Here is a 23,385-nt window from a genome sequence, read left to right on the forward strand (position 1 = left end):
TTTTCTCCTTATCAATGATGCTTAACATACACAATAACATACAATGAAATACAATTAAAACACAAAAGATATACAAAAATGCGTTCCTAATAAATTTTAGATAAAAAAAACCACCCGAAACGGGTGGCAGGAAAGTAGTTTAGCTATATTTATGATTATTTTATTTAGGAACTTTATGAATATCAAGCAATTACTTGACGGGAGCAATGTTACTGAATATTCAGAGACGAGGGAAATGCTATTGAGAGTTTTTTTGATTTACATCAATATTTTTGACCGAAAAATTCGTTTTTGCGTGTAGAATAAACAACTTCTAATGCTAACGTTCAAAATAATTAGGATTTTTTGTGAAAACGTATTCATTATTACTCGGTCTATTCTTTAGTTGCAGTGCTTTATCTCACCCCCATGCATTTATTGATATACAAAGCACGCCCATTATAGAAAATAATCAACTTACTGGTTTTTCAATGAAATGGACGTTGGATGAACCAAGTTCGTCTGCAGTTATTTATGATATGAAACAAGCTAGAACTAAAACGGAGAAACAAAAACTTCTTGATGACGTCATGGGAAATATCGTCAGTGAACATTATTTCAGCTATTTATATGACAAGCAAAATAATAAAATCAAATATTCCCCTCGCCCAAAAAATTACGGCATTAACGTTCAAGGTTTACAACTGCAATATTATTTTGATGTGCCACTCGCCCATTCTCAAAAGTTAGAAAAAAACACATTTAGCTTACAAACTTACGATTCCACTTATTATGTGGCGATGACTTACGCCTCAAAAAGTGCGGTAGATTTTTCCGCACTTCCGAAAAATTGCCAAGGAAAATTAATTGAACCTAATGTGGATGAAAAAATCCAAGCCTACGCATCTTCACTTGATAAATCCCAAAAGAACGAAGATGATTCCTTAGGTGTGATGTTCGCACAAAAAATAATAATTCAATGTGAGTAGAAATGAAAAAATATAAAACAGTGCTAATGTTATCGATTGTTGCATTAGCCTTATTTGGCTATTTTTCCCCTTGGTTTTTCTTACATATTGCTGCATGGCAAAAAGAGTTTAATCAGCTTATTTCGGAAAATTTACATCAAATTCAAAATAATAGCATCAAGGCAGGCATCACACTTATTTTCGCCAGCTTTGTTTACGGCGTACTCCATGCCCTCGGGCCAGGACACGGCAAATTTATTATTGCCAGCTATCTTTCCACGCATGAAAGCCAATTAAAACAAAGCACTATCTTGAGCTTACTTTCATCCTTAATGCAAGGCATTGTCGCGATTACAGCAACAACATTGCTTGTTGTAGTGCTAAATCTTTCATCACGTTATTTCAAATTAAGTCAGCTTTGGTTAGAACGAACTGCCTTGCTATTATTGGTATTTCTCGGCTGTTATTGGATTTGGCAAGGTCTACGTGCCTATCGTAAAAAAGCTAAATTAACCATTAAATCCCTCAATCCCCTCCCTCTACACGAAAAAAGTGCGGTGAAAAATAACCGCACTTTTCAGCCAAACACTTGTAGCTGTGGACACCAACATTTGCCAAGCCCCACACAAACTGCACAAGCAACCAATCTAAAATCACAATTTCTCGTGATTTTAACAATTGGCATGCGCCCATGTAGCGGTGCAATTTTCGTTTTATTTTTAGCTTATATGCTTGATCTTTATAGCTGGGGAATTTTAGCTGTATTAGCCATGTCTTTCGGCACGGGGCTTATGCTGTCAGCCTTCGCAGGAATTGTGCGTTATGCGAGAAATACCGCAATCCACTTAGGGCGTTGGTATAGTTCAAAAAATACGAAAGGAAAAAGCGAAAGCATCGTGAAACTAATCGCTGGTGGAATAATGCTATTTTTTGCCTTGAGCTTGTTATACGGCACAACCATCTCAACTGGCGGAAGCAAAATCCTATTTTGAAGTTAAAAATAAAGCCCATCAACATGATGGGCTAAAAATCTTTTGGTTGCTAATTTAGAATTTGTAAAAGGAGACAAACAAACTCTAAACCAAAAGAAAAATTGGCTCCTCCTGCTGGACTTGAACCAGCGACATATGGATTAACAGTCCACCGTTCTACCGACTGAACTAAGGAGGAATAAACTTTGTATCACAAGGAACAGGGCGCGAATTTTAATGATCGATAGTTAGCTTGTCAATGCAAAATTTAAAAAAATTTCATAAAAAAATAAAAATTTTCTCATCTTTTATATACCCCCTAATATTTATTTTTCTATCCACAGAGCCTGTGGATAACTTTGTGGATTAACTTTTTAAAATTTTGCGGATCCCTTGTTCTTACAAGGATTATTCGATCTTGATTATAGATTAGCCTAAAATTAAATTTTAATTTAAAATCAATAAGTTAAGTTTTGTCTAGTAAAAATTTAAAGTTTTTTTAATGAATTTGTGACATCTTCCTCTTGACATCGCTAAGTCTGTGTAAAACTTAGATTTTTGCCTGATCAATTTTACACATTAAATATGCTAAAATAGACATTATTCAAAACTATGAAAAAACCGACCGCACTTTATGTCTGAAAAAATCAACACAAAACCGTTCATTCTACATTCCGACTTTCGTCCCTCTGGCGATCAGCCACAAGCTATCGAAAAATTGGCTGAAAATTTAACGGATGGTTTGGCACATCAAACTTTACTCGGGGTAACAGGCTCGGGGAAGACGTTTACTATCGCCAATGTAATCGCTCAATTAAATCGCCCCGCGATGTTACTTGCACCGAATAAAACCCTTGCTGCTCAGCTTTATGCAGAAATGAAAGCTTTTTTTCCAGAAAATGCGGTGGAATATTTTGTGTCTTACTATGATTATTATCAGCCAGAAGCCTATGTGCCGAGCAGTGATACATTTATTGAAAAAGATGCGTCTATTAATGATCAAATCGAACAAATGCGACTTTCTGCGACGAAATCTTTTCTAGAACGTCGAGATACCATCGTGGTGGCTTCCGTTTCTGCAATTTATGGTTTGGGCGATCCTGATAGCTATTTACAAATGATGTTGCATTTACAACAAGGTGCCATTATCGATCAACGCCAAATTTTAGCGAAGTTAGCGGAATTGCAATATACCCGCAATGATCAAGCATTTCAGCGTGGAACTTTCCGTGTTCGCGGAGAAATTATTGATATTTTCCCTGCGGAATCTGATGATCGTGCGGTGCGTATTGAATTATTTGATGATGAAATTGAGCGTTTAAGTTTATTTGATCCGCTCACTGGTAGTAGTTTTGGTGCTGTCCCACGTTTTACGATCTATCCTAAAACTCACTATGTAACGCCAAGAGAACGTATTTTAGATGCGATAGAAAAAATCAAAAAAGAACTGGTATCACGCCGTGAATACTTCATTAAAGAACATAAACTTTTAGAAGAACAGCGTATCAGCCAACGAACCCAATTTGATATTGAAATGATGAATGAATTGGGCTATTGCTCGGGAATTGAAAACTACTCTCGCTATTTATCGGGAAGAAATGAGGGCGAACCACCACCAACATTATTTGATTATATGCCCTCTGATGCCATTTTAATTATTGATGAATCTCATGTAACTGTGCCTCAAATTGGCGGGATGTATCGTGGCGACCGTTCACGTAAAGAAACCTTAGTCGAATATGGTTTCCGTTTGCCGTCCGCATTGGATAATCGTCCGTTACGCTTTGAGGAATTTGAACGCTTAGCCCCGCAAACCATTTATGTTTCCGCAACACCAGGGCCTTATGAATTAGAGAAATCAGGCTGTGAAATCATCGATCAAGTGGTTCGCCCCACTGGTTTACTTGATCCGCTTATTGAAATTCGTCCAGTATCAATTCAAGTGGATGATTTACTTTCCGAAGCTCGCCAAAGAGCGGATAAAAATGAGCGAGTTTTAGTCACTACACTCACTAAAAAAATGGCGGAAGATTTAACGGATTATTTAGATGAACACGGGATTCGTGTGCGTTATCTACATTCTGATATTGATACCGTGGAACGCGTCGAAATTATCCGTGATTTGCGTTTAGGCGAATTTGATGTATTAGTGGGAATTAACTTATTGCGTGAAGGTTTAGATATTCCAGAAGTGTCTCTTGTGGCGATTTTAGATGCAGACAAAGAAGGATTTTTACGTTCCGAACGTTCTTTAATCCAAACCATCGGCCGTGCTGCACGAAACTTAAATGGTAAAGCGATTTTATATGCGGATAGCATCACAAAATCCATGGAAAAAGCCATCACCGAAACCAATCGTCGTCGTGAAAAACAAACAAAATACAATGAAGAACATGGCATTGTGCCACAGGCATTAAATAAGAAAGTCGGTGAATTATTAGATATTGGGCAAGGTGCAAACCAAAAATCGAAAGCCAATAAACAACGTGGAAAAATGGCGGCAGAACCAACCGCACTTTATAATGCACCGAAAAATGCCAAAGAATATCAACAACAAATCAAAAAACTGGAACAACAAATGTATAAATTTGCGCAAGATTTGGAATTTGAAAAAGCCGCGGCTATTCGCGATCAATTACATCAATTACGTGAACAGTTTGTTTTTGATAACTAAAAGAAACGCCAGCTTAAGCTGGCGTTCTGTCTATTTATTTTCACCTGAAGAATACAAGCGATTTTTATACAAATAACTACCTAATAAAGCGTGAGCCAATGCCTCTTTTTTCATTGCATCAGGCACCTCTTTTGGCGTTAAAGTTTCTGTTGATTTATCATAATGATAACCTTGTGCCACTTTATTTGGCATTTGAATTACCACATCATTATTGCCTTTCATCATTGCTTGAGTTTGATCGTATTGCATAAAGGCACGATCTGGGTTTACATCTTGGGTTAAATCAAAGCCAATCATTGGATAATTGCCACTTACGCCTGCTAAAGAAAGTAATGTGGTTGGCATATCAATTTGGCTCACAAGACGGCTGTCACGGCGTGGCGTAATGCCCTCCCCAAGAATCAAGGCTGGAATATGGAAATGCTTAATTGGCACAAGACTTGCACCGCCTACACGAGAATCGTGATCCGCAATAATTAAGAAAATCGTATCTTTCCAATAATTAGACTGTTTTGCCATTTTAAAGAAATGACCTAAGGCATAATCCGCATATTTTGCTGCGTTATTACGAGTGGCTTTTGGTTGCTCATAAAGCTCAATCTTGCCATCTGGATATTCAAATGGATCGTGATTGCTGGAACTAAACACTAAACTAAAAAACGGTTTACCTTCATTTTGTAATTTCGTGAAAGTTTCATTGGCTTTATCAAATAAATCCTCATCACTCACGCCCCAAGTGCCAGTAAATTTTGGATTCTGATAGTCTTGTTGATCCCAAATATCTTTAAAGCCATTACCGTAGAAAAAACTCGCCATATTGTCGAAGTGCTTTTCGCCACCATAAATAAACGAAGTGTTATAGCCTTGTTTATGTAATAAATCCGCAATAGTAAAGAAACCACTTTGGGCATTATTAAGTTTCACCACTGCACGAGCTGGTGTTGGCGTAAAACCTGCCGTTGTTGCTTCAATACCACGTACTGAACGTGTGCCTGTTGCATAAAGATTTTCAAATAACCACCCTTCTTTTGCGAGCTGATCCACATTTGGAGAAAGTGGTTTGCCACCAAGTGTTCCAATAAACTGAGCACCGAGACTTTCTTGTAGCAAAATCACGATATTTTTAGGTTTCCCCTGATAAGTCGCGACATTTTTCGTTAAAGTTGGGTATTTATCTGAAATGTAATCACTTTCTGGACGGCCACGGCTAGCTTTAACAATACGAAACATTTCATCTGCATCCATTTTTCCGTACATTTCTGAAGATTTTTCTTCATCTTTAAATTGCTGTGCCGCATAAATGACGGAATAGCCCGAATTAAGCACCAAGGAATTAACTAACGCATCAGAAGAAAATGCCACCATGGCGGGGTTAATACCACGGTGTTGAAAACTTGAACGCGCGCCAAGGAAGCTCACGACAATCACAAGCAAAGCAATCACAGGGCGAAGTTTCCAACTCATTGAACGTAAATTTTTGACTGCCCAACCAGAAATTTTCCAATAAATCACGGCAGCTAAAATCGTGAAAACAAGGCTAAAAATTACCGCACTTAAATGTCCTTCCGCAAGCATTGAAAAAACTTCTTTCGGATAAATCAGGTATTCGATAAATAAACGATTTGGGCGGTAATCGTAGGTTTCAATAAAGGCAGGTGTGGCAATTTCCATAAAGATAATGAACACGCTACCAAAGGTTAGCCATAGACGTAAAATTTTTACCCAAACTTTACTGCTATGGAACAAGGTTGTGAGCAATGCTGGTACGCCAAATAAATAACAAAGTGCCACAACATCCATTCGTACGCCTTGCAAAAATAATTGCAACCAGCCATCTACGGTGGATACACGCTCTGATTGCCACACAGCAAGTCCCAAACGGGATAAGGAAAGGATAATGAGATTAATCAACACGAATGTGAAGATGGGGAATAAAGGAAAATGTGCTTTTTTCATTGTAAAAACCACTAACACAACGGCATCCAAGCCGTATTAAATTAAAGAAAGATAGGCAACTGTCTATCGGTCGGTTCCTTTTCGACACGACAAAAGTCTTAAAGTGCGGTAAATTTTCGCATAGTTTTACTTAATCTCAAATGTAAACACATTCACTAGAAAATAAAGCCTCGAGAAAAATCGAGGCTTCATTAAATAAACGACAAAAATTTACCGCACTTTTTTCGATTACTCTTGTTGTGCTTTCACTGCTGCATAGGCAATCATATTGATAATACGACGAACAGATGCACCTGGATTAAGAATATGCGCAGATTTATTCATACCCATTAAGATCGGGCCAACGGTAATTGCCGTAGTGGTGCTGCGTAATAAGCTATAACTAATACGTGATGCACTCAAATCAGGGAACACTAATAAATTTGCGCTTCCTTTCAATGGGCTATCAGGCATTAATTCTTTTCTGTGTGCTTCATTCATCGCTAAATCGCCACGCATTTCCCCATCAATCATTAAATGTGGATTGCGCTCTTTGACGATCTGTAATACTTCACGCATTTTTGGTGCGCCTAATGAATCAGATGAACCAAAATTAGAGTGTGAAAGCAACGCAACTGCAGGTTCAATACCAAAACGATGAATTTCTTCTGCTGCCATTAAGGTAATTTCAGCTAATTCTTCTGCTGTAGGATTACTGTTTACGTGAGTATCTGTTAAGAATACGTTACCAGTCGGTAATACAAGACTATTTAAAGCAGCGGCAGTTTTCACGCCGTCTTTTAAGCCAATAATATCTCGAATAGATGCAAGGTGTTTTCCGTATGAACCAAATAAACCACATACTAAAGCGTCTGCATAACCTAAGCTAAGCAATGTAGAAGCTAATACGGTAGTGTTAGAACGCACGACACGTTTTGCAATCGCAGGTGTAATGCCTTTACGTTTAGTAAGTTCGTAATAGTGTTTCCAACATTCTTCATAGCGAGGATTATCTTCGTTATCCACAATTTCAAAATCCACACCTGCAGTTAAACGTAAACCAAGTTTTTTAATTTTTTCTTCAATCACACTGCGGCGACCAATTAAAATTGGATTTGCCAAGCCCATTGAAATCACTTCTTGGGTGGCATGTAATGCTTTATTTTCTTCCCCTTCCGCTAAAATAATGCGTTGTTTTGCCGCTTTTGCTTGGCTGAAAATAGGGCGCATAAACAAGTTGGTTTTGTAAACAAACTGAGTGAGTTGGTCAATATAAATATCCCAATTTTGAATCGGACGAGTTGCCACACCAGATTCCATTGCAGCTTTTGCTACCGCTGGTGCAATACGCACAATCAAGCGAGGATCAAATGGACGAGGAATCACATAATCCGCACCAAATGTTGCCCCTTCGCCACCGTAAGCAGAGGTTACCACTTCGTTTTGCTCTTCTAATGCAAGGTCAGCAATGGCATAAACTGCCGCACGTTTCATTTCTTCATTAATAGTGGTTGCGCCCACATCTAATGCACCACGGAAAATAAATGGGAAACAAAGCACGTTATTTACTTGGTTTGGATAATCAGAACGACCTGTACATACAATCGCATCAGGACGAACAGCTTTTGCTTCTGGCGGGGTAATTTCAGGATTTGGATTAGCTAAAGCAAGAATAATTGGATGCGCAGCCATACTTTTAACCATATCTTGCGTAAGCGCACCAGCCGCAGAACAACCTAAGAAAATATCTGCATTTGGCATCGTATCGCCAAGTTTACGCCAGCCATTATCTTCAATTGCATAATCTTTTTTGGTTTGATCCATTTTGTCATCACGACCTTTATATACCACGCCTTTCGAGTCACAAACCGTGATGTTTTCACGTTTCATGCCTAAAGAAAGTAATAAGTTCAAACACGCAATTGATGCTGCACCCGCACCAGAAGCAACAAGTCGGACATCTTCAATTTTTTTACCTACAATACGAAGAGAATTGATGATCGCAGCAGCGCTGATGATCGCCGTGCCATGTTGGTCATCATGGAATACAGGAATATTCATTCGCTCACGCAATTTTTGTTCAATATAGAAACATTCAGGTGCTTTAATATCTTCAAGATTTACCCCACCGAAAGTTGGCTCTAACGAGGCAATAATATCAACAAGTTTATCGGGATCATGCTCATTCACTTCAATATCAAACACGTTAATGCCTGCAAATTTTTTGAACAATACGCCCTTCCCTTCCATTACGGGTTTGCCGGCAAGCGCGCCAATATTGCCAAGCCCAAGTACCGCTGTACCATTGGAAATCACCGCTACTAAATTGCCACGCGCGGTATATTTGTAAGAGGCGGCAGGATCTTTTTCAATTTCTAAACAAGGCTCTGCCACACCCGGTGAATAAGCTAAAGCCAGATCGCGTTGTGTTGCGAGTGATTTTGTTGGGGTAACTTCGATTTTTCCAGGAATTGGAAATTCGTGGAAATCCAAGGCTGCTTGACGTAATTGTTCGGTCATAATAAGTGCTCCATTTTCTTGAAACAGGATTGAAATACTGCGTCGATTATATCTGTTTTTTATTCAAAAAATTGTGACGAACTGCAAATTCTTACAACTTTATAACAAAATTTTTTTGATGCGAGGCATTAGCTAGACTTTTCATTTTTCAGTAAAAAAGGTAGGATTTTCGCAACAAAAGCATAAAGGATGAGAAAATGAATCCATTTCAAAAAATTAAAAGTGCGGTGAATAAATGCCAAAGATTTTTCATTAATCGCACTCTGCAACGTAAACTAACAAATCAAGGTATGACTGTCATTTCTGCCAATTGCGTGGGGGCTTTTATCTTACATGATTTGCACCAGCCGTTTAATTCCCCTTTTGTGAATCTCTGTCTCTCGCCACAGGATTTTTTGCGTTATTTACAAAATATGGATTTCTACCGTACTCAACCTCTCACATTCGTACAAACAGAAAAAAGTTATCCAGTGGGAAAACTTGCCGATCTTGAAATTCATTTTATGCATTATCACAGTGAGCAAGAAGCCAATGAAAAATGGCAACTTCGCACGTCACGAATGAAGTTAGACAATTTTTTTATTATGATGACAGATCGAGACGGCGTGACCGAAAAAGACATTCAACTTTTTGATCAACTCCCTTTCAAAAATAAAGTGATTTTTACTCACAAGCCCTATCCAGCTTTTAAATCGGCTTGTTATATAAAAGGCTTCGAGAAGCAAAATCAGGTGGGCGATATTTTTGAATTTTCTGGCTGGAATGGGAAAAAATATTACGATCAATTCGATTACCTGAAGTGGTTTAACCAAGCTTAATAGATAAAGGCTGCATTGCAGCCTTTTTTGTTTCGTTCTAAAAGCAAAAACCTGTACAATGCCTAGCGAATTTTAACAAGAGAAAACATAATGAGATTAGATAAATTTATTGCTGAAAATACGGGCTTAACGCGTTCTCAAGCAACAAAAGCGATCCGTCAAAGTGCGGTAAAAATTAATGGTGAAATTGTCAAAAGTGGTTCGGTTCAAATTTCACAAGAAGACGAAATTTATTTTGAAGATGAATTATTAACTTGGATCGAAGAAGGCCAGTATTTTATGTTGCATAAACCACAAGGCTGTGTTTGTTCTAATGATGACGGCGACTATCCAACTATTTATCAATTTTTCGATTACCCTTTAGCTGGAAAATTACATAGCGCAGGTCGCTTAGATGTGGATACGACAGGTCTCGTATTGCTTACTGATGATGGACAATGGTCACATCGTATTACTTCCCCAAAGCATCATTGTGAAAAAACATATTTGGTGACATTAGCTGATCCTGTAGAAGAAAATTATGCAGCGGCTTGTTCGGAAGGTATTTTATTACGCGGAGAAAAAGAGCCCACTAAACCAGCAAAATTAGAAATTTTAGATGATTACAATGTGAATCTGACCATTTCTGAAGGTCGTTATCATCAAGTAAAACGTATGTTTGCCGCACTTGGGAATAAAGTCGTTGGATTACATCGCTGGAAAATTGGTGATGTAGTGTTGGATGAATCCTTAGAAGAAGGCGAATACCGCCCATTAACTCAAAGTGAAATTGAAAAGTTAGTAAAATAATATGAATCAACAAAAATCGACTTTCATCTTTATTCTTACCCTCGGTATTCTCTCTATGCTACCGCCCTTTGGCGTGGATATGTATTTGCCGTCTTTTTTAGAAATTGCGAAAGATCTCGGCGTGAGTCCAGAACAAGTACAACACACGCTCACCTCTTTTGCTTATGGCATGGCGTTTGGTCAGCTTTTTTGGGGGCCTTTTGGTGATAGTTTCGGACGAAAACCGATCATTTTACTCGGTGTTATTGTGGGCGCATTAACAGCTTTAGTGCTTACCGAAATAAATTCAGTTGGAAATTTTACCGCACTTCGTTTTGTACAAGGTTTCTTTGGTGCCGCACCTGTTGTGCTTTCAGGCGCATTATTACGTGATTTATTTAGTAAAGATCAGCTATCTAAAGTGATGTCCACCATCACGTTAGTGTTTATGCTTGCACCTTTAGTTGCGCCAATTATTGGTGGTTACATCGTTAAGTTTTTCCACTGGCACGCGATTTTTTACGTCATTTCACTGGTGGGATTACTAGCCGCAGCATTGGTCTTTTTTATCATTCCAGAAACCCATAAAAAAGAAAATCGCATTCCACTGCGCTTAAATATTATTGCGCGCAATTTCCTTCTGCTTTGGAAACAAAAAGAAGTGCTTGGCTATATGTTTGCCACCTCCTTTGGCTTTGGCGGATTATTTACCTTTGTCACCGCAGGCTCAATTGTATATATCGGCATTTATGGGGTTCCTGTCGAACAGTTCGGTTACTTCTTTATGATGAATATCATTACGATGATCTTTGCTTCCTTTTTGAATACCCGATTTGTCACCAAAATTGGTGCAGAAACAATGCTACGGATAGCCCTCGCAATTCAATTTATTTCAGGAATGTGGCTAATTTTGACCGCACTTTTAGATCTCGGCTTTTGGTCAATGGCAATTGGCGTTGCCCTTTTCATCGGTCCAAACCCTGTGATTTCATCAAATGCAATGGCATCAGCTTTAGAAAGATGTCCTCAAATGGCGGGGACTACAAATTCTTTGATTGGTAGCGTGCGTTTTGCAGTAGGTGCAATGATGGGAAGTTTAGTTGCGTCAATGAAAATGGATACCGCTGCCCCAATGCTCTTTACTATGGGAGCATGTGTCGCGATTTCCGTATTATCCTATTATTTTCTAACCAGCCGAAATCTAAAAAGCCGTGGGTAAATATCCCCACGGCTCAATGATTGTTTTCTTTATTAAACAAATACCATCCATAACGGCAAGCAAGCAGCAATAAATAATAGGATAAATAAGCTATTGGCAGATAATTTCCACTTTTGGAAACCATGCAGAATCAGAATAGCCGCAATAACAAAATGGCAAACAAAATAAATGATGTAGGCAAAAACACTCTCAGAATTAACCGCACTTTCCATGCCATTTAAAAGCAAAAATAAGAACATTGCCAAGGCATTTAAAGCAAGCAATATAATCATGGCTAAGGGCAACAATGCGATAAAACCGTCCAAACGACTACGTGCAATCACAAGCGAAAGATTTGCTAAAATCACACCAGATAAAATCGGTGCAAAAGGGTTATATTCAGCAAAATCACTCGCAGGAAGCACGGTAAAAATCATTAAATAACTCAAGCAACCTAAACCCGCAATTAATGCAGCCATCAATAAAAAGCTGTTACGGATTTTTTCAGTTTTTGGCTGTTTCCAAATAAAATACACGACAGAAAGGCCACATACACTCATCACGTTAGTAAGCGTGTGATTATTCTGTAATAGGCTTATCAGCAACCAGACCGCCCAATAAATAGCAAAAGTCAGATTAACTTTGATTAAACGACCACGTTGTCCAGGGCAAATTTCGCCACGATAAAACACCAATAAAGAAATTAACTGTGCAACCAACACGCCTACACCTAAGTGAGGCATTGTTTGTTTTTCAGATTGCAAAGAAAAAATAAATAGATCGATGCCAAGCACCATTAAGGTTGATAATACCGCAAGCAATGCTGCGATATATTTAGAAGATTGTTCTGACATAATTTTGACGTCTGAAAAAATAATGCGCCATTATGCTAAAAATTCATTAAATTTTAAAGTAGAATGAAACCAATTTTAACCGCACTTAGGTACATGAATGTTACTTAGTATTTTATATATCATCGGTATCACTGCTGAAGGAATGACAGGTGCACTTGCGGCAGGTCGTGAAAAAATGGATATTTTTGGCGTGATAATTATCGCATCCGTTACTGCCATTGGTGGCGGCTCTGTGCGTGATGTACTGCTTGGGCATTACCCTCTAGGCTGGGTTAAGCACCCAGAATATTTTTTAATGGTGGCAAGTGCGGCAGTAATTACCGTATATGTTGCACCGTTCATCAATCATTTTATGCGCTATTTCCGCACTATTTTCTTGGTGCTTGATGCGATGGGCTTAGTGGTGTATTCCATTATTGGCGCGCAAATTGCAATGGATATGGGACATAGCCTCACTATTGTTTGTATTGCAGGCTGTATTACAGGTGCCTTTGGCGGTGTTCTACGCGATATGCTATGCAATCGAATTCCTCTGGTATTCCAAAAAGAACTCTACGCCAGCATTGCGCTATTTGCCACGCTGACTTATTACGCATTAAGCACAATTCAAGTAGAACATACGCTTGCCGTGTTACTCACACTTATTAGCAGCTTTACTTTACGCCTTTTAGCTATTCATTTTGAATGGGGTTTGCCGGTGTTTAATTACCAAGAACTCACATCGGAAGAACAAGATAAGCTGCCAAAGAAAAAGAAATAAATACAATAAAGGAAATAACTATGTTAGAACAAATGGGTAAACAAGCTAAAGATGCTGCATTTATCTTGGCTCAACTCACCACTGCTGAAAAAAATCGTGCATTATCCATTATTGCAGAACAACTCGAACAACAAGCACCGCTTATCTTAGCCGAAAACGCAAAAGATATTGAACTTGCTAAACAAAATGGATTATCCGATGCTTTGATTGATCGCCTACTGCTCACGCAAGAACGTTTGCAAGGCATTGCTAATGATGTACGCCATGTTATTTCACTTGCAGATCCTGTGGGTAAAATCATAGACGGCGGTACATTGGATAGCGGACTTAAAATCGAACGCGTACGCACGCCGCTCGGCGTCATTGGCACAATTTATGAATCTCGCCCAAATGTAACCATTGATGTGGCAAGTCTTTGCCTTAAAACGGGTAATGCAGTGATTTTACGCGGTGGTAAAGAAACGCAGTTTTCTAACAAGATCTTAATCGAAGTTGTGCAAAATGCTTTAGAACAAGCAGGCTTACCAAAATTTGCTGTGCAAGCCATTACCGATCCAAACCGTGAACTCGTTATGCAATTATTAAAACTAGATCGCTATGTGGATATGATTATTCCTCGTGGTGGTGCGGGTTTACATGAATTGTGTAAACAACATTCAACTATTCCTGTTATTGTAGGTGGCGTGGGTGTTTGCCATACTTTCGTTGAAGAAAGTGCGGATCAAAATAAAGCGATTTTTGTTATTGATAACGCTAAAACACAACGTCCAAGCACTTGTAACACATTGGAAACATTGTTAGTTCAACATTCTATTGCTAAAGAATTTTTACCTAAACTCGTGTCTCACCTCGCTGCCAAAAACGTAAAATATCACGCAAAATCCACCGCACTTAATATATTAAAACAAGCGGGTGCGAATGTCTGCGAAGTGACAGAAAAAGAATTGCGCGAAGAGTGGGGATCATTGGATTTGAATGTGGTTGTTGTGGAAGATATTCATGCAGCTATTGAGCATATCCGCCAATATGGTACGCAACATTCTGAAAGTATTTTAACCGCTTCACAAAACCTAGCCCGTCAATTTATTAATCAAGTCGATGCAGCTGCCGTTTATGTGAATGCAAGCACACGCTTTACTGATGGCGGACAATTTGGATTAGGCGCAGAAGTTGCCGTGAGTACTCAAAAACTTCACGCTCGTGGCCCAATGGGATTAGAAGCATTAACGAGTTATAAATGGGTGTGTGAAGGAGAATATACGGTTCGCAAATAGTGCCATTGAACAAAAAGCACAAAAAGTGCGGTAATTTTTAAAAGAGATTATTTGCATATAAAAAAGTCCGCGAAATGCGGACTTTTTCATAATCTTTATTTGTCAGACTTACCCAAATTATCAAAGAATTTTTTCACACCATCTAAAAATCCTGAAGATTTTGGTGCGTGTTTACTTAAATCTTTACCTTGTAAACTTTCTTCAAGTTTTTGAAGTAATTCTTTTTGTTCGCTGGTTAAATTAACTGGCGTTTCTACCACAATACGGCAAATCAAATCGCCCGCATAGCCACTACGTGTAGAGGCGACACCTTTGCCTCGCATACGGAATAATTTTCCAGTTTGGGTTTCTGCAGGAATTTTAAGCTTCACTCTACCATCTAAAGTTGGCACTTCAATTTCCCCACCTAATGCCGCAATTGCAAAGCTAATTGGTACTTCGCAGTAAAGATTAGAACCATCACGTTCAAAAATATGATGTTCTCTTACGTGAATGACCACATATAAATCGCCAGCTGGCGCACCATTTTCGCCCACTGCGCCTTTTCCAGCTAAACGAAGTTGATTGCCCGTATCTACGCCTGCAGGAATTTTTACTGAAAGATTTTCTTTCTTATGAACTCGCCCTTCTCCATGACAGCTGCGACAAGGTTTTTCAATTTTCTTACCGCTACCATGACAAGTTGGACAAATACTTTCAGATACGAAGAAACCTTGCTGACGACGAATTCGACCAGAACCGTGGCAATGCGGACAAGTTTCCACTTTAGAACCTTTTTCAGCCCCAGAACCACCACAGCTATCACAATGTGCAAGAGTATTGATTTGAATATCTTTGGTTGTACCTTTTACAGCTTCTTCCAAAGTAATTTCTAAGTCATAACGTAAGTCTTCGCCACGAACAACGCGCTGACGACCACGTCCACCACCGCCGAAAATGTCTCCAAAAATATCGCCGAACATATCGCCGAAATCAGCACCACCAAAGCCGCCACCGAAACCACCAGCTCCCCCACCTTGTTCAAAGGCTGCGTGGCCATATTGATCGTAGGCTGCGCGTTTTTGATCGTCGCCTAATACTTCATAAGCTTCATTAATTTCTTTGAATTTTTCTTCTGCTTCTTTACTGCCTTGGTTTTTATCAGGGTGATGTTTAGACGCTAAACGTTTATACGCACGTTTAATATCGTTCTCACTCGCCCCTTTTTTCAATCCAAGGACTTCGTAGTAATCTTTTTTTGCCATAGTGTTTCGTTTGTAAATTTTATAGAAATTTGACCGCTTGTAACATACTCCCCTCTTTAACAAAGAGGGGCGGGGGGAGATTTGGCAGAAGTAAATTTAGCTCATAAGAAAATTTGATATCGCTATCAAATCTCCCCTAACCCCTCTTTTCTAAAGAGGGGGATCATTTATATACACCAAAAGGGCGTGTTTCCACGCCCTTTGTTTATGTTAAGAAGAGCGGTGAATTATTTATTATCTTTCACTTCTTCAAATTCAGCATCTACCACGCCATCATCTTTTGCTGATGATTGTTGTGGTTGCTCGCCACTAGCTTGTTGAGCTTTTGCTTGAGCTGCTTGCATTAATGGTTCAGAGGCTTTAATTACTGCTTCAATTTTCGCTTCAATCTCTGCTTTATCTTCGCCTTTTGCTGCGGTTTCAAGCTCAGCGACTGCAGCTTCAATTTTCTCTTTGTCTGCGGCACTCAATGCATCGCCAGCTTCTGCAATTTGTTTACGTGTTGCGTGAGCAATACCATCTGCTTGGTTACGAGCTTGAACAACTTCTTCAAATTTACGGTCTGCATCAGCATTTGCTTCTGCATCACGCACCATTTGTTGAATTTCTTCATCAGATAAACCAGAAGATGCTTGAATACGAATTTGTTGCTCTTTACCCGTATTTTTATCTTTTGCCGATACGTTGATTACGCCGTTTGCATCGATATCAAATGTTACTTCGATTTGTGGCATACCACGTGGTGCAGGATTAATACCCTCTAGGTTGAATTGACCTAAAGATTTATTGTCTGCCGCACGTTTACGTTCACCTTGAAGAACGTGAATAGTTACCGCACTTTGGTTATCTTCTGCTGTTGAGAATACTTGCGATTTTTTGGTTGGAATCGTGGTGTTTTTCTCAATTAAAGTGGTCATCACGCCACCCATGGTTTCGATACCAAGTGATAATGGAGTAACATCTAATAAAAGAATGTCTTTCACATCGCCTTTTAATACACCACCTTGTACTGCCGCACCGATTGCCACCGCTTCATCAGGGTTTACATCTTTACGAGCTTCTTTACCAAAGAACTCAGCCACTTTTTGTTGTACAAGTGGCATACGAGTTTGGCCACCCACAAGAATAATATCGTGGATTTCACTTACACCTTTACCAGCATCTTTTAATACAGTTGTAAGTGACTCAATTGAGCTTGCCACTAAATCTTCTACCAATGCTTCTAATTTTGCACGAGTGATATTTAATGCTAAATGTTTAGGGCCAGTCGCATCTGCAGTGATGTAAGGTAAATTGACTTCGGTAGATTGCGCTGATGAAAGTTCAATTTTTGCTTTCTCTGCCGCTTCTTTCACACGTTGTAATGCCATCGCATCATTACGTAAATCGATGTTTTGTTCTTTTTTGAATTCATCAATGATGTAATCAATTACACGGTTATCAAAGTCTTCCCCGCCTAAGTGAGTGTTCCCCCCCGTTGCCAATACTTCGAAAGTTTGTTCGCCATCAAAGTTATCAATTTCGATGATTGAAATATCGAATGTACCACCACCTAAGTCATAAACTGCGATCACTTGGTTCTCTTTACTTGAACCTAAACCGAACGCTAACGCAGCCGCTGTTGGTTCATTAATGATACGTTTAACGTCTAAACCAGCGATCTTACCTGCATCAATCGTTGCTTGACGTTGTGCATCGTTAAAGTATGCAGGAACGGTAATTACCGCTTCTGTTACAGACTCGCCCAAGAAATCTTCTGCCGTTTTTTTCATTTTTTTCAACACTTCAGCAGAGATTTGTGGCGGTGCTAATTTATCGCCTTTTACATTGACCCAAGCATCGCCATTGTCAGCACGAGTAATTTCAAAAGGCATAATTTTAATATCGCGTTGAACTTCTTCACTTTCAAAACGACGACCAATTAAACGTTTAATAGCAAACAATGTATTTTTCGGGTTAGTGATTGCTTGACGTTTTGCTGGCTGACCCACTAAAGTTTCGTTATCTGTATATGCAATGATTGATGGAGTGGTACGCGCACCCTCTGCATTTTCAATTACACGAGCTTTGTCGCCGTCCATTACAGCTACACAAGAGTTTGTTGTACCTAAGTCAATACCAATAATTTTTCCCATTTTGTACTCCTAGTAAAAATTTTAAAATTCAGGGTAATTTATTACGAGTTTTAAGATGTGGATATTCTTTCGCATTTCAAGAGAAAATTTTAAAAATTTTTTATTTCTTAAAGTGCGGTAATTTCCGTTCTTGTTTTTCAAAATAAGTCTCAAATGATGAACTTCAAGGGGAAAACAAAAATTTTCAGGCAAGAAAAAGGGATTTGTGATAAATTTGGCGAAAATTTTTACTTTAAAATAGGAAAGAAATAAATGAAAAAATCAAAAATTGCTGCAGGCGTAGTCGTTGCGCTTGCTGCTGTTTGGTGTACCAGTGCATGGTTTACAGGGAAAAAAGCTGAAGAAGAATATTTACATCAACTAAAACAATTAAATCAACTATTTGCCAAAACTGAGGCATTAGAAGAAAGTAAAATTTTTTATAAAAATATAAAATATGACAGAGGATTATTTGCGTCTCATATTCAAGATCAAATTGAAATTCATAAAGCAAATGAAACGATCATTATTCCTTTATCATCAATACTTTATCACGGGCCTTTGCCGCTTGATCGTGTGGCAAAACTGAATTTCGTTCCAACCATTTTCTCAAGCCAAACCTTGTTAGGAAAAAATGCAACAACTCAGGCACTTTTTGACGTCACAAAATCAGAAAAACCGCTACAACTGAATTTCGCAATGAATTATGCCTTAAACGGTAATGCGGAATTAAAACTTGCATCGGGACAATATCACAATGAACAATCTAAGGCAGATTTTGATTGGTCAAATATCGTATTAAATGTTGATTTAGACAAAAATGAACCCAGCCATTATACGCTATCTGTAGATGCATTTAATTCAAATGACCCAAATCATGCAGTTTCAACTGCTTCATCAATTAAAATAAAAGATCTTGTCGTACAAGGCGCATTACAAAATACAAAATGGCCATTTATTTATAGTGGAAACCTCAATAGCAAAATTGGTTATTTTGAGCAAAATACCGAGTTTGCAGAGACAGGAGAAAAATTTTCTCTGATTCAGAAAAATAGCCAATCAGATTTAATGACTCAAGTTGATGACGACACAGTAAACATCATCAGTAAAACTAATATGGATGAACTACATATTAATGGCAAAAATTTAGGGAAATTTACCAACAACCTAGAATTGAATCACATTGATGGCAATGCATTACAAGAACTTTTAAACATTTTAGTAGCAATAGGCAAGGCTGATTCAGATATGCCGTTACCTAAACCATTGGTGCAAAAATTACAACAAGCAGGCATGGTCATTGCAAATAATCAGCCTCAAATTAAGTTTGCCCCTCTTTCTATTTCTGATGAAAAAGGCAAAGTAGCATTAGATCTGAACATTGCTTTAGTGCCAAATCCTAAATTTGATTTAATGCGTAGTGGCTTATACAAACAATTCAAAGATTTTTCCATCAATTTTGATGTGAATAAAGAAACTACAATTTCATTGTTATCTAAATTCACACCAGAAAACCAAAAGCAAGATTTAGTTTACAGAATAGATGAATTAGTTGCTGAAGGCGAAGCAAATGGCATTATCGTAAACACCGATAAAACCGTCACATTAACGCTTGCTTTAGAGAATAACGAATTGAAACTAAACGGCAAGCCAATCCCAGAAGAACAATTGAAAATGGTACTCTTTATACTTGTAATGGGGGGATTTGGGAGATAACTAAAACAGGGCGATAAATTTTGTTCGCGTTTTTCAGTATCGTAGGGTGGGCTTCAGCCCACCGTTTTTATTCATTTTTTATGGTTAATTGGTGGGCTAAAGCCCACCCTACAACTATAAAGTGCGGTAAATTTTCGTTGCAGTTTAAGCTAAACGCTCTTTTAAATACCCTTCATAATCTGGCACGTCAATTTCCACATCTTGTTCAAATAAAACTGAAGTTAAAAGAAAATCTGCAGAACTTTGATTAATAGCGACAGGGATATTCCACACTGTTGCAATACGCATGAGGGCTTTTACATCAGGATCGTGTGGTGCGGCATTCATTGGATCCCAAAAGAAGATCATCATGTCAATTTTCTTTTCTGCGATTAATCCTCCAAGTTGTTGGTCGCCGCCCATCGGACCACTTAATAAAGATTGAATGCTTAAACCTGTTTCTCGTTCTAAAATATGTCCAGTCGTACCTGTTGCATAAAGTATATGAGGCTTAAGAGCCTCTTTGTGTTTTTGCGTCCAATTCAGTAAATTTTTTTTGCAGCTATCGTGAGCCACAAGTGCAATACGTTTGTGTTGAGTGAGGGTTCGAGTTGTTGTCTGCATTGCTGATTCCTTTTTGAAAAAAATTTGAAAAAACTTTAAAGCAAAGCCAACTGGAATGCAATATTTTACTGGTTATTTTAGCGAACAAAAAAACACGAAAAAATTACCGCACTTTCAAATAATTATTTACGCCAAAGCTGATTTGATATGATGATTTGATGAAAATTCACTATCTTTATCTCAAAAAATCTTCTAAAATTTACAAGATTTGTTAAATGTTTGTGAAAAGCAAATGTTGCCGTATTCGTGTTTAGCCTTGTCTAAACTAATATTCACTCAAAACAGATTAAGGAAAACCTATGTCTGAGATTTTAAAAAATGACGTTGATCCAATCGAAACACAAGATTGGTTGCAATCATTAGATTCATTAATTCGTGAAGAGGGCGTTGAACGTGCTCAATATATCGTTGAGCAAGTTATTGGTCAAGCACGCACAAGTGGTGTTTCATTGCCAACAGGGGTAACCACTGATTACGTGAATACTATTCCTGTGGCTGAGCAACCTGCTTATCCAGGTGATCACGCCATCGAACGTCGTATTCGTTCAGCAGTACGTTGGAATGCGATCGCAATGGTTTTACGCAGTCAGAAGAAAGATCTTGACTTAGGTGGTCATATTTCCACTTTTCAATCTGCTGCAACTATGTATGAAGTGTGTTATAACCACTTCTTCAAAGCTGCAACAGAGAAAAACGGTGGCGACTTAATTTTCTTCCAAGGCCATGCAGCACCAGGTATGTATGCGCGTGCTTTCTTAGAAGGTCGTTTAACTGAAGAACAAATGGATAACTTCCGTCAAGAAGCCTTTACGGACGGTTTATCTTCATATCCACACCCTAAATTAATGCCTGAATTTTGGCAATTCTCTACGGTTTCTATGGGATTAGGCCCTGTAAACGCCATCTATCAAGCGCGTTTCTTAAAATACTTAGATAACCGTGGCTTAAAAGATACCAAAGATCAAAAAGTTTATGCTTTCTTAGGCGATGGCGAGATGGATGAAATTGAGTCTAAAGGAGCATTAACTTTCGCAGCACGTGAAAAATTAGATAACTTAATCTTCACTATTAGCTGTAACTTACAACGTTTAGATGGCCCTGTGAATGGTAACGGTAAAATCGTTCAAGAATTAGAAGGATTATTTACTGGTGCGGGCTGGGAAGTGATTAAAGTTTTATGGGGAAGCGATTGGGATAAATTATTCGCTAAAGATACTTCAGGTAAATTAACTCAGTTAATGATGGAAGTGGTTGATGGCGACTATTTAACCTTTAAATCTAAAGATGGTGCGTATATTCGTGAACACTTCTTCGGTCGTTACCCAGAAACTGCGGCATTAGTAGCAGATATGACCGATGATGAAATTTGGGCATTACGCCGTGGCGCACACGATAGCGAAAAATTATATGCAGCCTATGTAAAAGCACAAAATGCAACGAAACCAGTTGTAATTTTAGCCCATCAAGTTAAAGGTTATAAAATTCCTGAAGCGGAAAGTAAAAACACCGCTCACCAATCTAAAAAAATGTCTTACGAAAGCCTTAAAGGTTTCCGTGACTTCTTTGAACTACCATTAACCGATGAACAAGTCGAAAAATTGGAATACATTAAATTTGCTGAAGGCACTCCTGAGTATGAATACTTACATGGCCACCGTAAAGCATTAAACGGCTATGTTCCTGCTCGTCGTACTAAATTTGATGTTGAATATAAAGTTCCTGCATTAGAAGAGTTTAAAGCATTATTAGAAGAACAACCTCGTGGTATTTCAACCACTATGGCGTTCACTCGTGCATTAAACATCCTATTAAAAGATAAAAATATTGGTAAAACTATCGTTCCAATGATTGCGGATGAAGCGCGTACTTTCGGTATGGAAGGTTTATTCCGTCAAGTTGGTATTTATAATCCTCACGGTCAAAACTATGTGCCTTCAGATCGTGATTTAGTGGCTTACTACCGTGAAGCGAAAGATGGTCAAGTGCTACAAGAAGGCATCAATGAATTAGGTGCAACGGCATCTTGGTTAGCAGCTGCGAATTCATATTCTGTCAATAACCAACCAATGATTCCATTCTTCATCTATTACTCAATGTTTGGTTTCCAACGCGTGGGCGATTTAATGTGGGCAGCGGGAGACCAATTAGCGCGTGGCTTTATGGTAGGGGGTACTTCTGGTCGTACAACCTTAAATGGAGAAGGTTTACAACACGAAGACGGTCACAGCCATATTCAAGCGGGCGTTATTCCTAATTGCGTTACTTACGATCCATCATTCGCATTTGAAGTCGCTGTAATTATGCAAGACGGTATTAACCGTATGTACGGCGAAAAACAAGAAGATGTGTTCTATTATATGACTACATTAAATGAAGTTATGGATCAACCTGCAATGCCTGCTGGTGCGGAAGAAGGTATCCGTAAAGGTTTATATAAATTTGAAACAGTGGAAGGTAAAAAAGGCAAAGGTCACGTTCAATTGTTAGGTTCTGGTGCAATTATGCGTCACGTGCGTGAAGCAGCACAAATTCTTGCAAATGATTATGGCGTAACCGCTGATGTATTCTCTGCCCCATCTTTCAATGAATTAGCTCGTGAAGGCCACGATGCGGCACGTTGGAACTTATTACACCCAACAGAGACACAACGTGTGCCTTATGTTACTCAAGTATTAGCTGATTTACCAACAGTTGCTTCAACTGACTATGTGAAAGGTTACGCTGATCAAATTCGTGCGTTTGTTCCAAATCGTCACTATCACGTATTAGGTACAGATGGTTTCGGTCGTTCAGATAGCCGTGCAAACTTACGTGAACACTTTGAAGTCGATGCTCGTTATGTGGTGGTTGCAGCACTTTCACAATTAGCAAAAGAAGGTACAGTTACTACTAAAGTAGTGGCTGATGCGATTGCAAAATTTGGCTTAAATGTGGATCGTATCAATCCGCTTTATGCGTAATTGATAAGAACGCGGTTAAAATTTTGGTA

General features: G+C 38.6%; 16 protein-coding genes and 1 tRNA gene. 10 read left to right on the forward strand and 7 right to left on the reverse strand.

What is annotated here, in order from left to right:
- Positions 1–347: 347 nt before the first annotated feature.
- Both zevA and zevB read left to right on the forward strand, forming a co-directional pair.
- Positions 348–968, forward strand: a complete 621-nt coding sequence (zevA, locus tag ACPT8O_RS07380; RefSeq protein ID WP_041175308.1) for a zinc transporter binding subunit ZevA — start codon at positions 348–350, stop codon at positions 966–968.
- Between the two features lie 2 nt (positions 969–970).
- Positions 971–1,939: a zinc transporter permease subunit ZevB gene (gene zevB / locus ACPT8O_RS07385; RefSeq protein ID WP_146379030.1), complete on the forward strand. Its 969-nt coding sequence runs from the start codon at positions 971–973 to the stop codon at positions 1,937–1,939.
- Between the two features lie 102 nt (positions 1,940–2,041).
- On the opposite strand, the gene ACPT8O_RS07390 is transcribed toward zevB, so the two are convergent.
- Positions 2,042–2,117 (reverse strand) — tRNA-Asn (locus tag ACPT8O_RS07390).
- A gap of 435 nt (positions 2,118–2,552) precedes the next feature.
- Between ACPT8O_RS07390 and uvrB the strand changes: the two genes are divergently transcribed.
- Positions 2,553–4,592 carry an excinuclease ABC subunit UvrB gene (gene uvrB / locus ACPT8O_RS07395; RefSeq protein WP_110426066.1) on the forward strand — a complete coding sequence of 680 codons (2,040 nt, stop codon included), beginning with the start codon at positions 2,553–2,555 and terminating at the stop codon, positions 4,590–4,592.
- Positions 4,593–4,622: 30 nt separating this feature from the next.
- On the opposite strand, the gene ACPT8O_RS07400 is transcribed toward uvrB, so the two are convergent.
- Together ACPT8O_RS07400 and ACPT8O_RS07405 are read right to left on the reverse strand one after the other, a co-directional pair.
- Positions 4,623–6,548, reverse strand: a complete 1,926-nt coding sequence (locus ACPT8O_RS07400) for an LTA synthase family protein (protein ID WP_186706372.1) — start codon at positions 6,546–6,548, stop codon at positions 4,623–4,625.
- A 228-nt stretch (positions 6,549–6,776) separates the two neighbouring features.
- Positions 6,777–9,047 (reverse strand): NADP-dependent malic enzyme, encoded by a 2,271-nt coding sequence (locus ACPT8O_RS07405; RefSeq protein ID WP_112080755.1) that lies wholly within the window; start codon positions 9,045–9,047, stop codon positions 6,777–6,779.
- Between the two features lie 197 nt (positions 9,048–9,244).
- Between ACPT8O_RS07405 and ACPT8O_RS07410 the strand changes: the two genes are divergently transcribed.
- From ACPT8O_RS07410 to ACPT8O_RS07420, 3 genes are all read left to right on the forward strand, one after another.
- Complete coding sequence (locus tag ACPT8O_RS07410) at positions 9,245–9,865, forward strand: DUF1919 domain-containing protein (protein ID WP_146379035.1); 621 nt, start codon at positions 9,245–9,247, stop codon at positions 9,863–9,865.
- Between the two features lie 90 nt (positions 9,866–9,955).
- Entirely contained in the window at positions 9,956–10,654 is a 699-nt protein-coding gene (gene rsuA / locus ACPT8O_RS07415) for a 16S rRNA pseudouridine(516) synthase RsuA (RefSeq protein WP_005667258.1), read from the forward strand.
- A gap of 1 nt (position 10,655) precedes the next feature.
- Positions 10,656–11,852, forward strand: a complete 1,197-nt coding sequence (locus ACPT8O_RS07420) for a Bcr/CflA family multidrug efflux MFS transporter (protein WP_021035042.1) — start codon at positions 10,656–10,658, stop codon at positions 11,850–11,852.
- Positions 11,853–11,884: 32 nt separating this feature from the next.
- On the opposite strand, the gene ACPT8O_RS07425 is transcribed toward ACPT8O_RS07420, so the two are convergent.
- Complete coding sequence (locus ACPT8O_RS07425; protein ID WP_021035041.1) at positions 11,885–12,685, reverse strand: hypothetical protein; 801 nt, start codon at positions 12,683–12,685, stop codon at positions 11,885–11,887.
- Positions 12,686–12,782: 97 nt separating this feature from the next.
- Between ACPT8O_RS07425 and ACPT8O_RS07430 the strand changes: the two genes are divergently transcribed.
- On the forward strand, positions 12,783–13,445 hold the full coding sequence (locus ACPT8O_RS07430; protein WP_021035040.1) for a trimeric intracellular cation channel family protein: 663 nt from the start codon (positions 12,783–12,785) through the stop codon (positions 13,443–13,445).
- Positions 13,446–13,465: 20 nt separating this feature from the next.
- On the forward strand, positions 13,466–14,719 hold the full coding sequence (gene proA, locus ACPT8O_RS07435) for a glutamate-5-semialdehyde dehydrogenase (protein ID WP_021035039.1): 1,254 nt from the start codon (positions 13,466–13,468) through the stop codon (positions 14,717–14,719).
- Between the two features lie 95 nt (positions 14,720–14,814).
- Here proA and dnaJ read toward each other — a convergent pair whose 3' ends face one another.
- Positions 14,815–15,963: a molecular chaperone DnaJ gene (dnaJ, locus tag ACPT8O_RS07440; protein WP_021035038.1), complete on the reverse strand. Its 1,149-nt coding sequence runs from the start codon at positions 15,961–15,963 to the stop codon at positions 14,815–14,817.
- 227 nt (positions 15,964–16,190) lie between these two features.
- Positions 16,191–18,098, reverse strand: coding sequence for a molecular chaperone DnaK (gene dnaK, locus ACPT8O_RS07445; RefSeq protein WP_021035037.1), 1,908 nt, complete (start codon positions 18,096–18,098; stop codon positions 16,191–16,193).
- Between the two features lie 252 nt (positions 18,099–18,350).
- On the opposite strand from dnaK, the gene ACPT8O_RS07450 reads away from it, so the two are divergent.
- Complete coding sequence (locus ACPT8O_RS07450) at positions 18,351–19,793, forward strand: YdgA family protein (RefSeq protein WP_021035035.1); 1,443 nt, start codon at positions 18,351–18,353, stop codon at positions 19,791–19,793.
- 144 nt (positions 19,794–19,937) lie between these two features.
- Here ACPT8O_RS07450 and mgsA read toward each other — a convergent pair whose 3' ends face one another.
- Positions 19,938–20,396: a methylglyoxal synthase gene (gene mgsA, locus ACPT8O_RS07455; RefSeq protein ID WP_005687337.1), complete on the reverse strand. Its 459-nt coding sequence runs from the start codon at positions 20,394–20,396 to the stop codon at positions 19,938–19,940.
- A 299-nt stretch (positions 20,397–20,695) separates the two neighbouring features.
- Here mgsA and aceE point away from each other — a divergent pair, with 299 nt between their 5' ends.
- Positions 20,696–23,356, forward strand: a complete 2,661-nt coding sequence (gene aceE / locus ACPT8O_RS07460; RefSeq protein ID WP_021035034.1) for a pyruvate dehydrogenase (acetyl-transferring), homodimeric type — start codon at positions 20,696–20,698, stop codon at positions 23,354–23,356.
- Positions 23,357–23,385: the final 29 nt, after the last annotated feature.

This window comes from Haemophilus sp. HN_Hi08 (genome assembly GCF_049824455.1).
In the GTDB taxonomy this organism is placed as follows: domain Bacteria; phylum Pseudomonadota; class Gammaproteobacteria; order Enterobacterales; family Pasteurellaceae; genus Haemophilus; species Haemophilus influenzae_D.

Bases quoted from the DNA above. Each gene is read 5' to 3' on its own strand.
- proA (WP_021035039.1), top strand. From the start codon at position 13,466: ATGTTAGAACAAATGGGTAAACAAGCTAAAGATGCTGCATTTATCTTG.
- uvrB (WP_110426066.1), top strand. From the start codon at position 2,553: ATGTCTGAAAAAATCAACACAAAACCGTTCATTCTACATTCCGACTTT.
- ACPT8O_RS07450 (WP_021035035.1), top strand. From the start codon at position 18,351: ATGAAAAAATCAAAAATTGCTGCAGGCGTAGTCGTTGCGCTTGCTGCT.
- mgsA (WP_005687337.1), bottom strand. From the start codon at position 20,396: ATGCAGACAACAACTCGAACCCTCACTCAACACAAACGTATTGCACTT.
- ACPT8O_RS07420 (WP_021035042.1), top strand. From the start codon at position 10,656: ATGAATCAACAAAAATCGACTTTCATCTTTATTCTTACCCTCGGTATT.
- zevB (WP_146379030.1), top strand. From the start codon at position 971: ATGAAAAAATATAAAACAGTGCTAATGTTATCGATTGTTGCATTAGCC.
- ACPT8O_RS07425 (WP_021035041.1), bottom strand. From the start codon at position 12,685: ATGTCAGAACAATCTTCTAAATATATCGCAGCATTGCTTGCGGTATTA.
- rsuA (WP_005667258.1), top strand. From the start codon at position 9,956: ATGAGATTAGATAAATTTATTGCTGAAAATACGGGCTTAACGCGTTCT.
- dnaJ (WP_021035038.1), bottom strand. From the start codon at position 15,963: ATGGCAAAAAAAGATTACTACGAAGTCCTTGGATTGAAAAAAGGGGCG.
- ACPT8O_RS07410 (WP_146379035.1), top strand. From the start codon at position 9,245: ATGAATCCATTTCAAAAAATTAAAAGTGCGGTGAATAAATGCCAAAGA.
- ACPT8O_RS07400 (WP_186706372.1), bottom strand. From the start codon at position 6,548: ATGAAAAAAGCACATTTTCCTTTATTCCCCATCTTCACATTCGTGTTG.
- aceE (WP_021035034.1), top strand. From the start codon at position 20,696: ATGTCTGAGATTTTAAAAAATGACGTTGATCCAATCGAAACACAAGAT.
- ACPT8O_RS07430 (WP_021035040.1), top strand. From the start codon at position 12,783: ATGTTACTTAGTATTTTATATATCATCGGTATCACTGCTGAAGGAATG.
- dnaK (WP_021035037.1), bottom strand. From the start codon at position 18,098: ATGGGAAAAATTATTGGTATTGACTTAGGTACAACAAACTCTTGTGTA.
- ACPT8O_RS07405 (WP_112080755.1), bottom strand. From the start codon at position 9,047: ATGACCGAACAATTACGTCAAGCAGCCTTGGATTTCCACGAATTTCCA.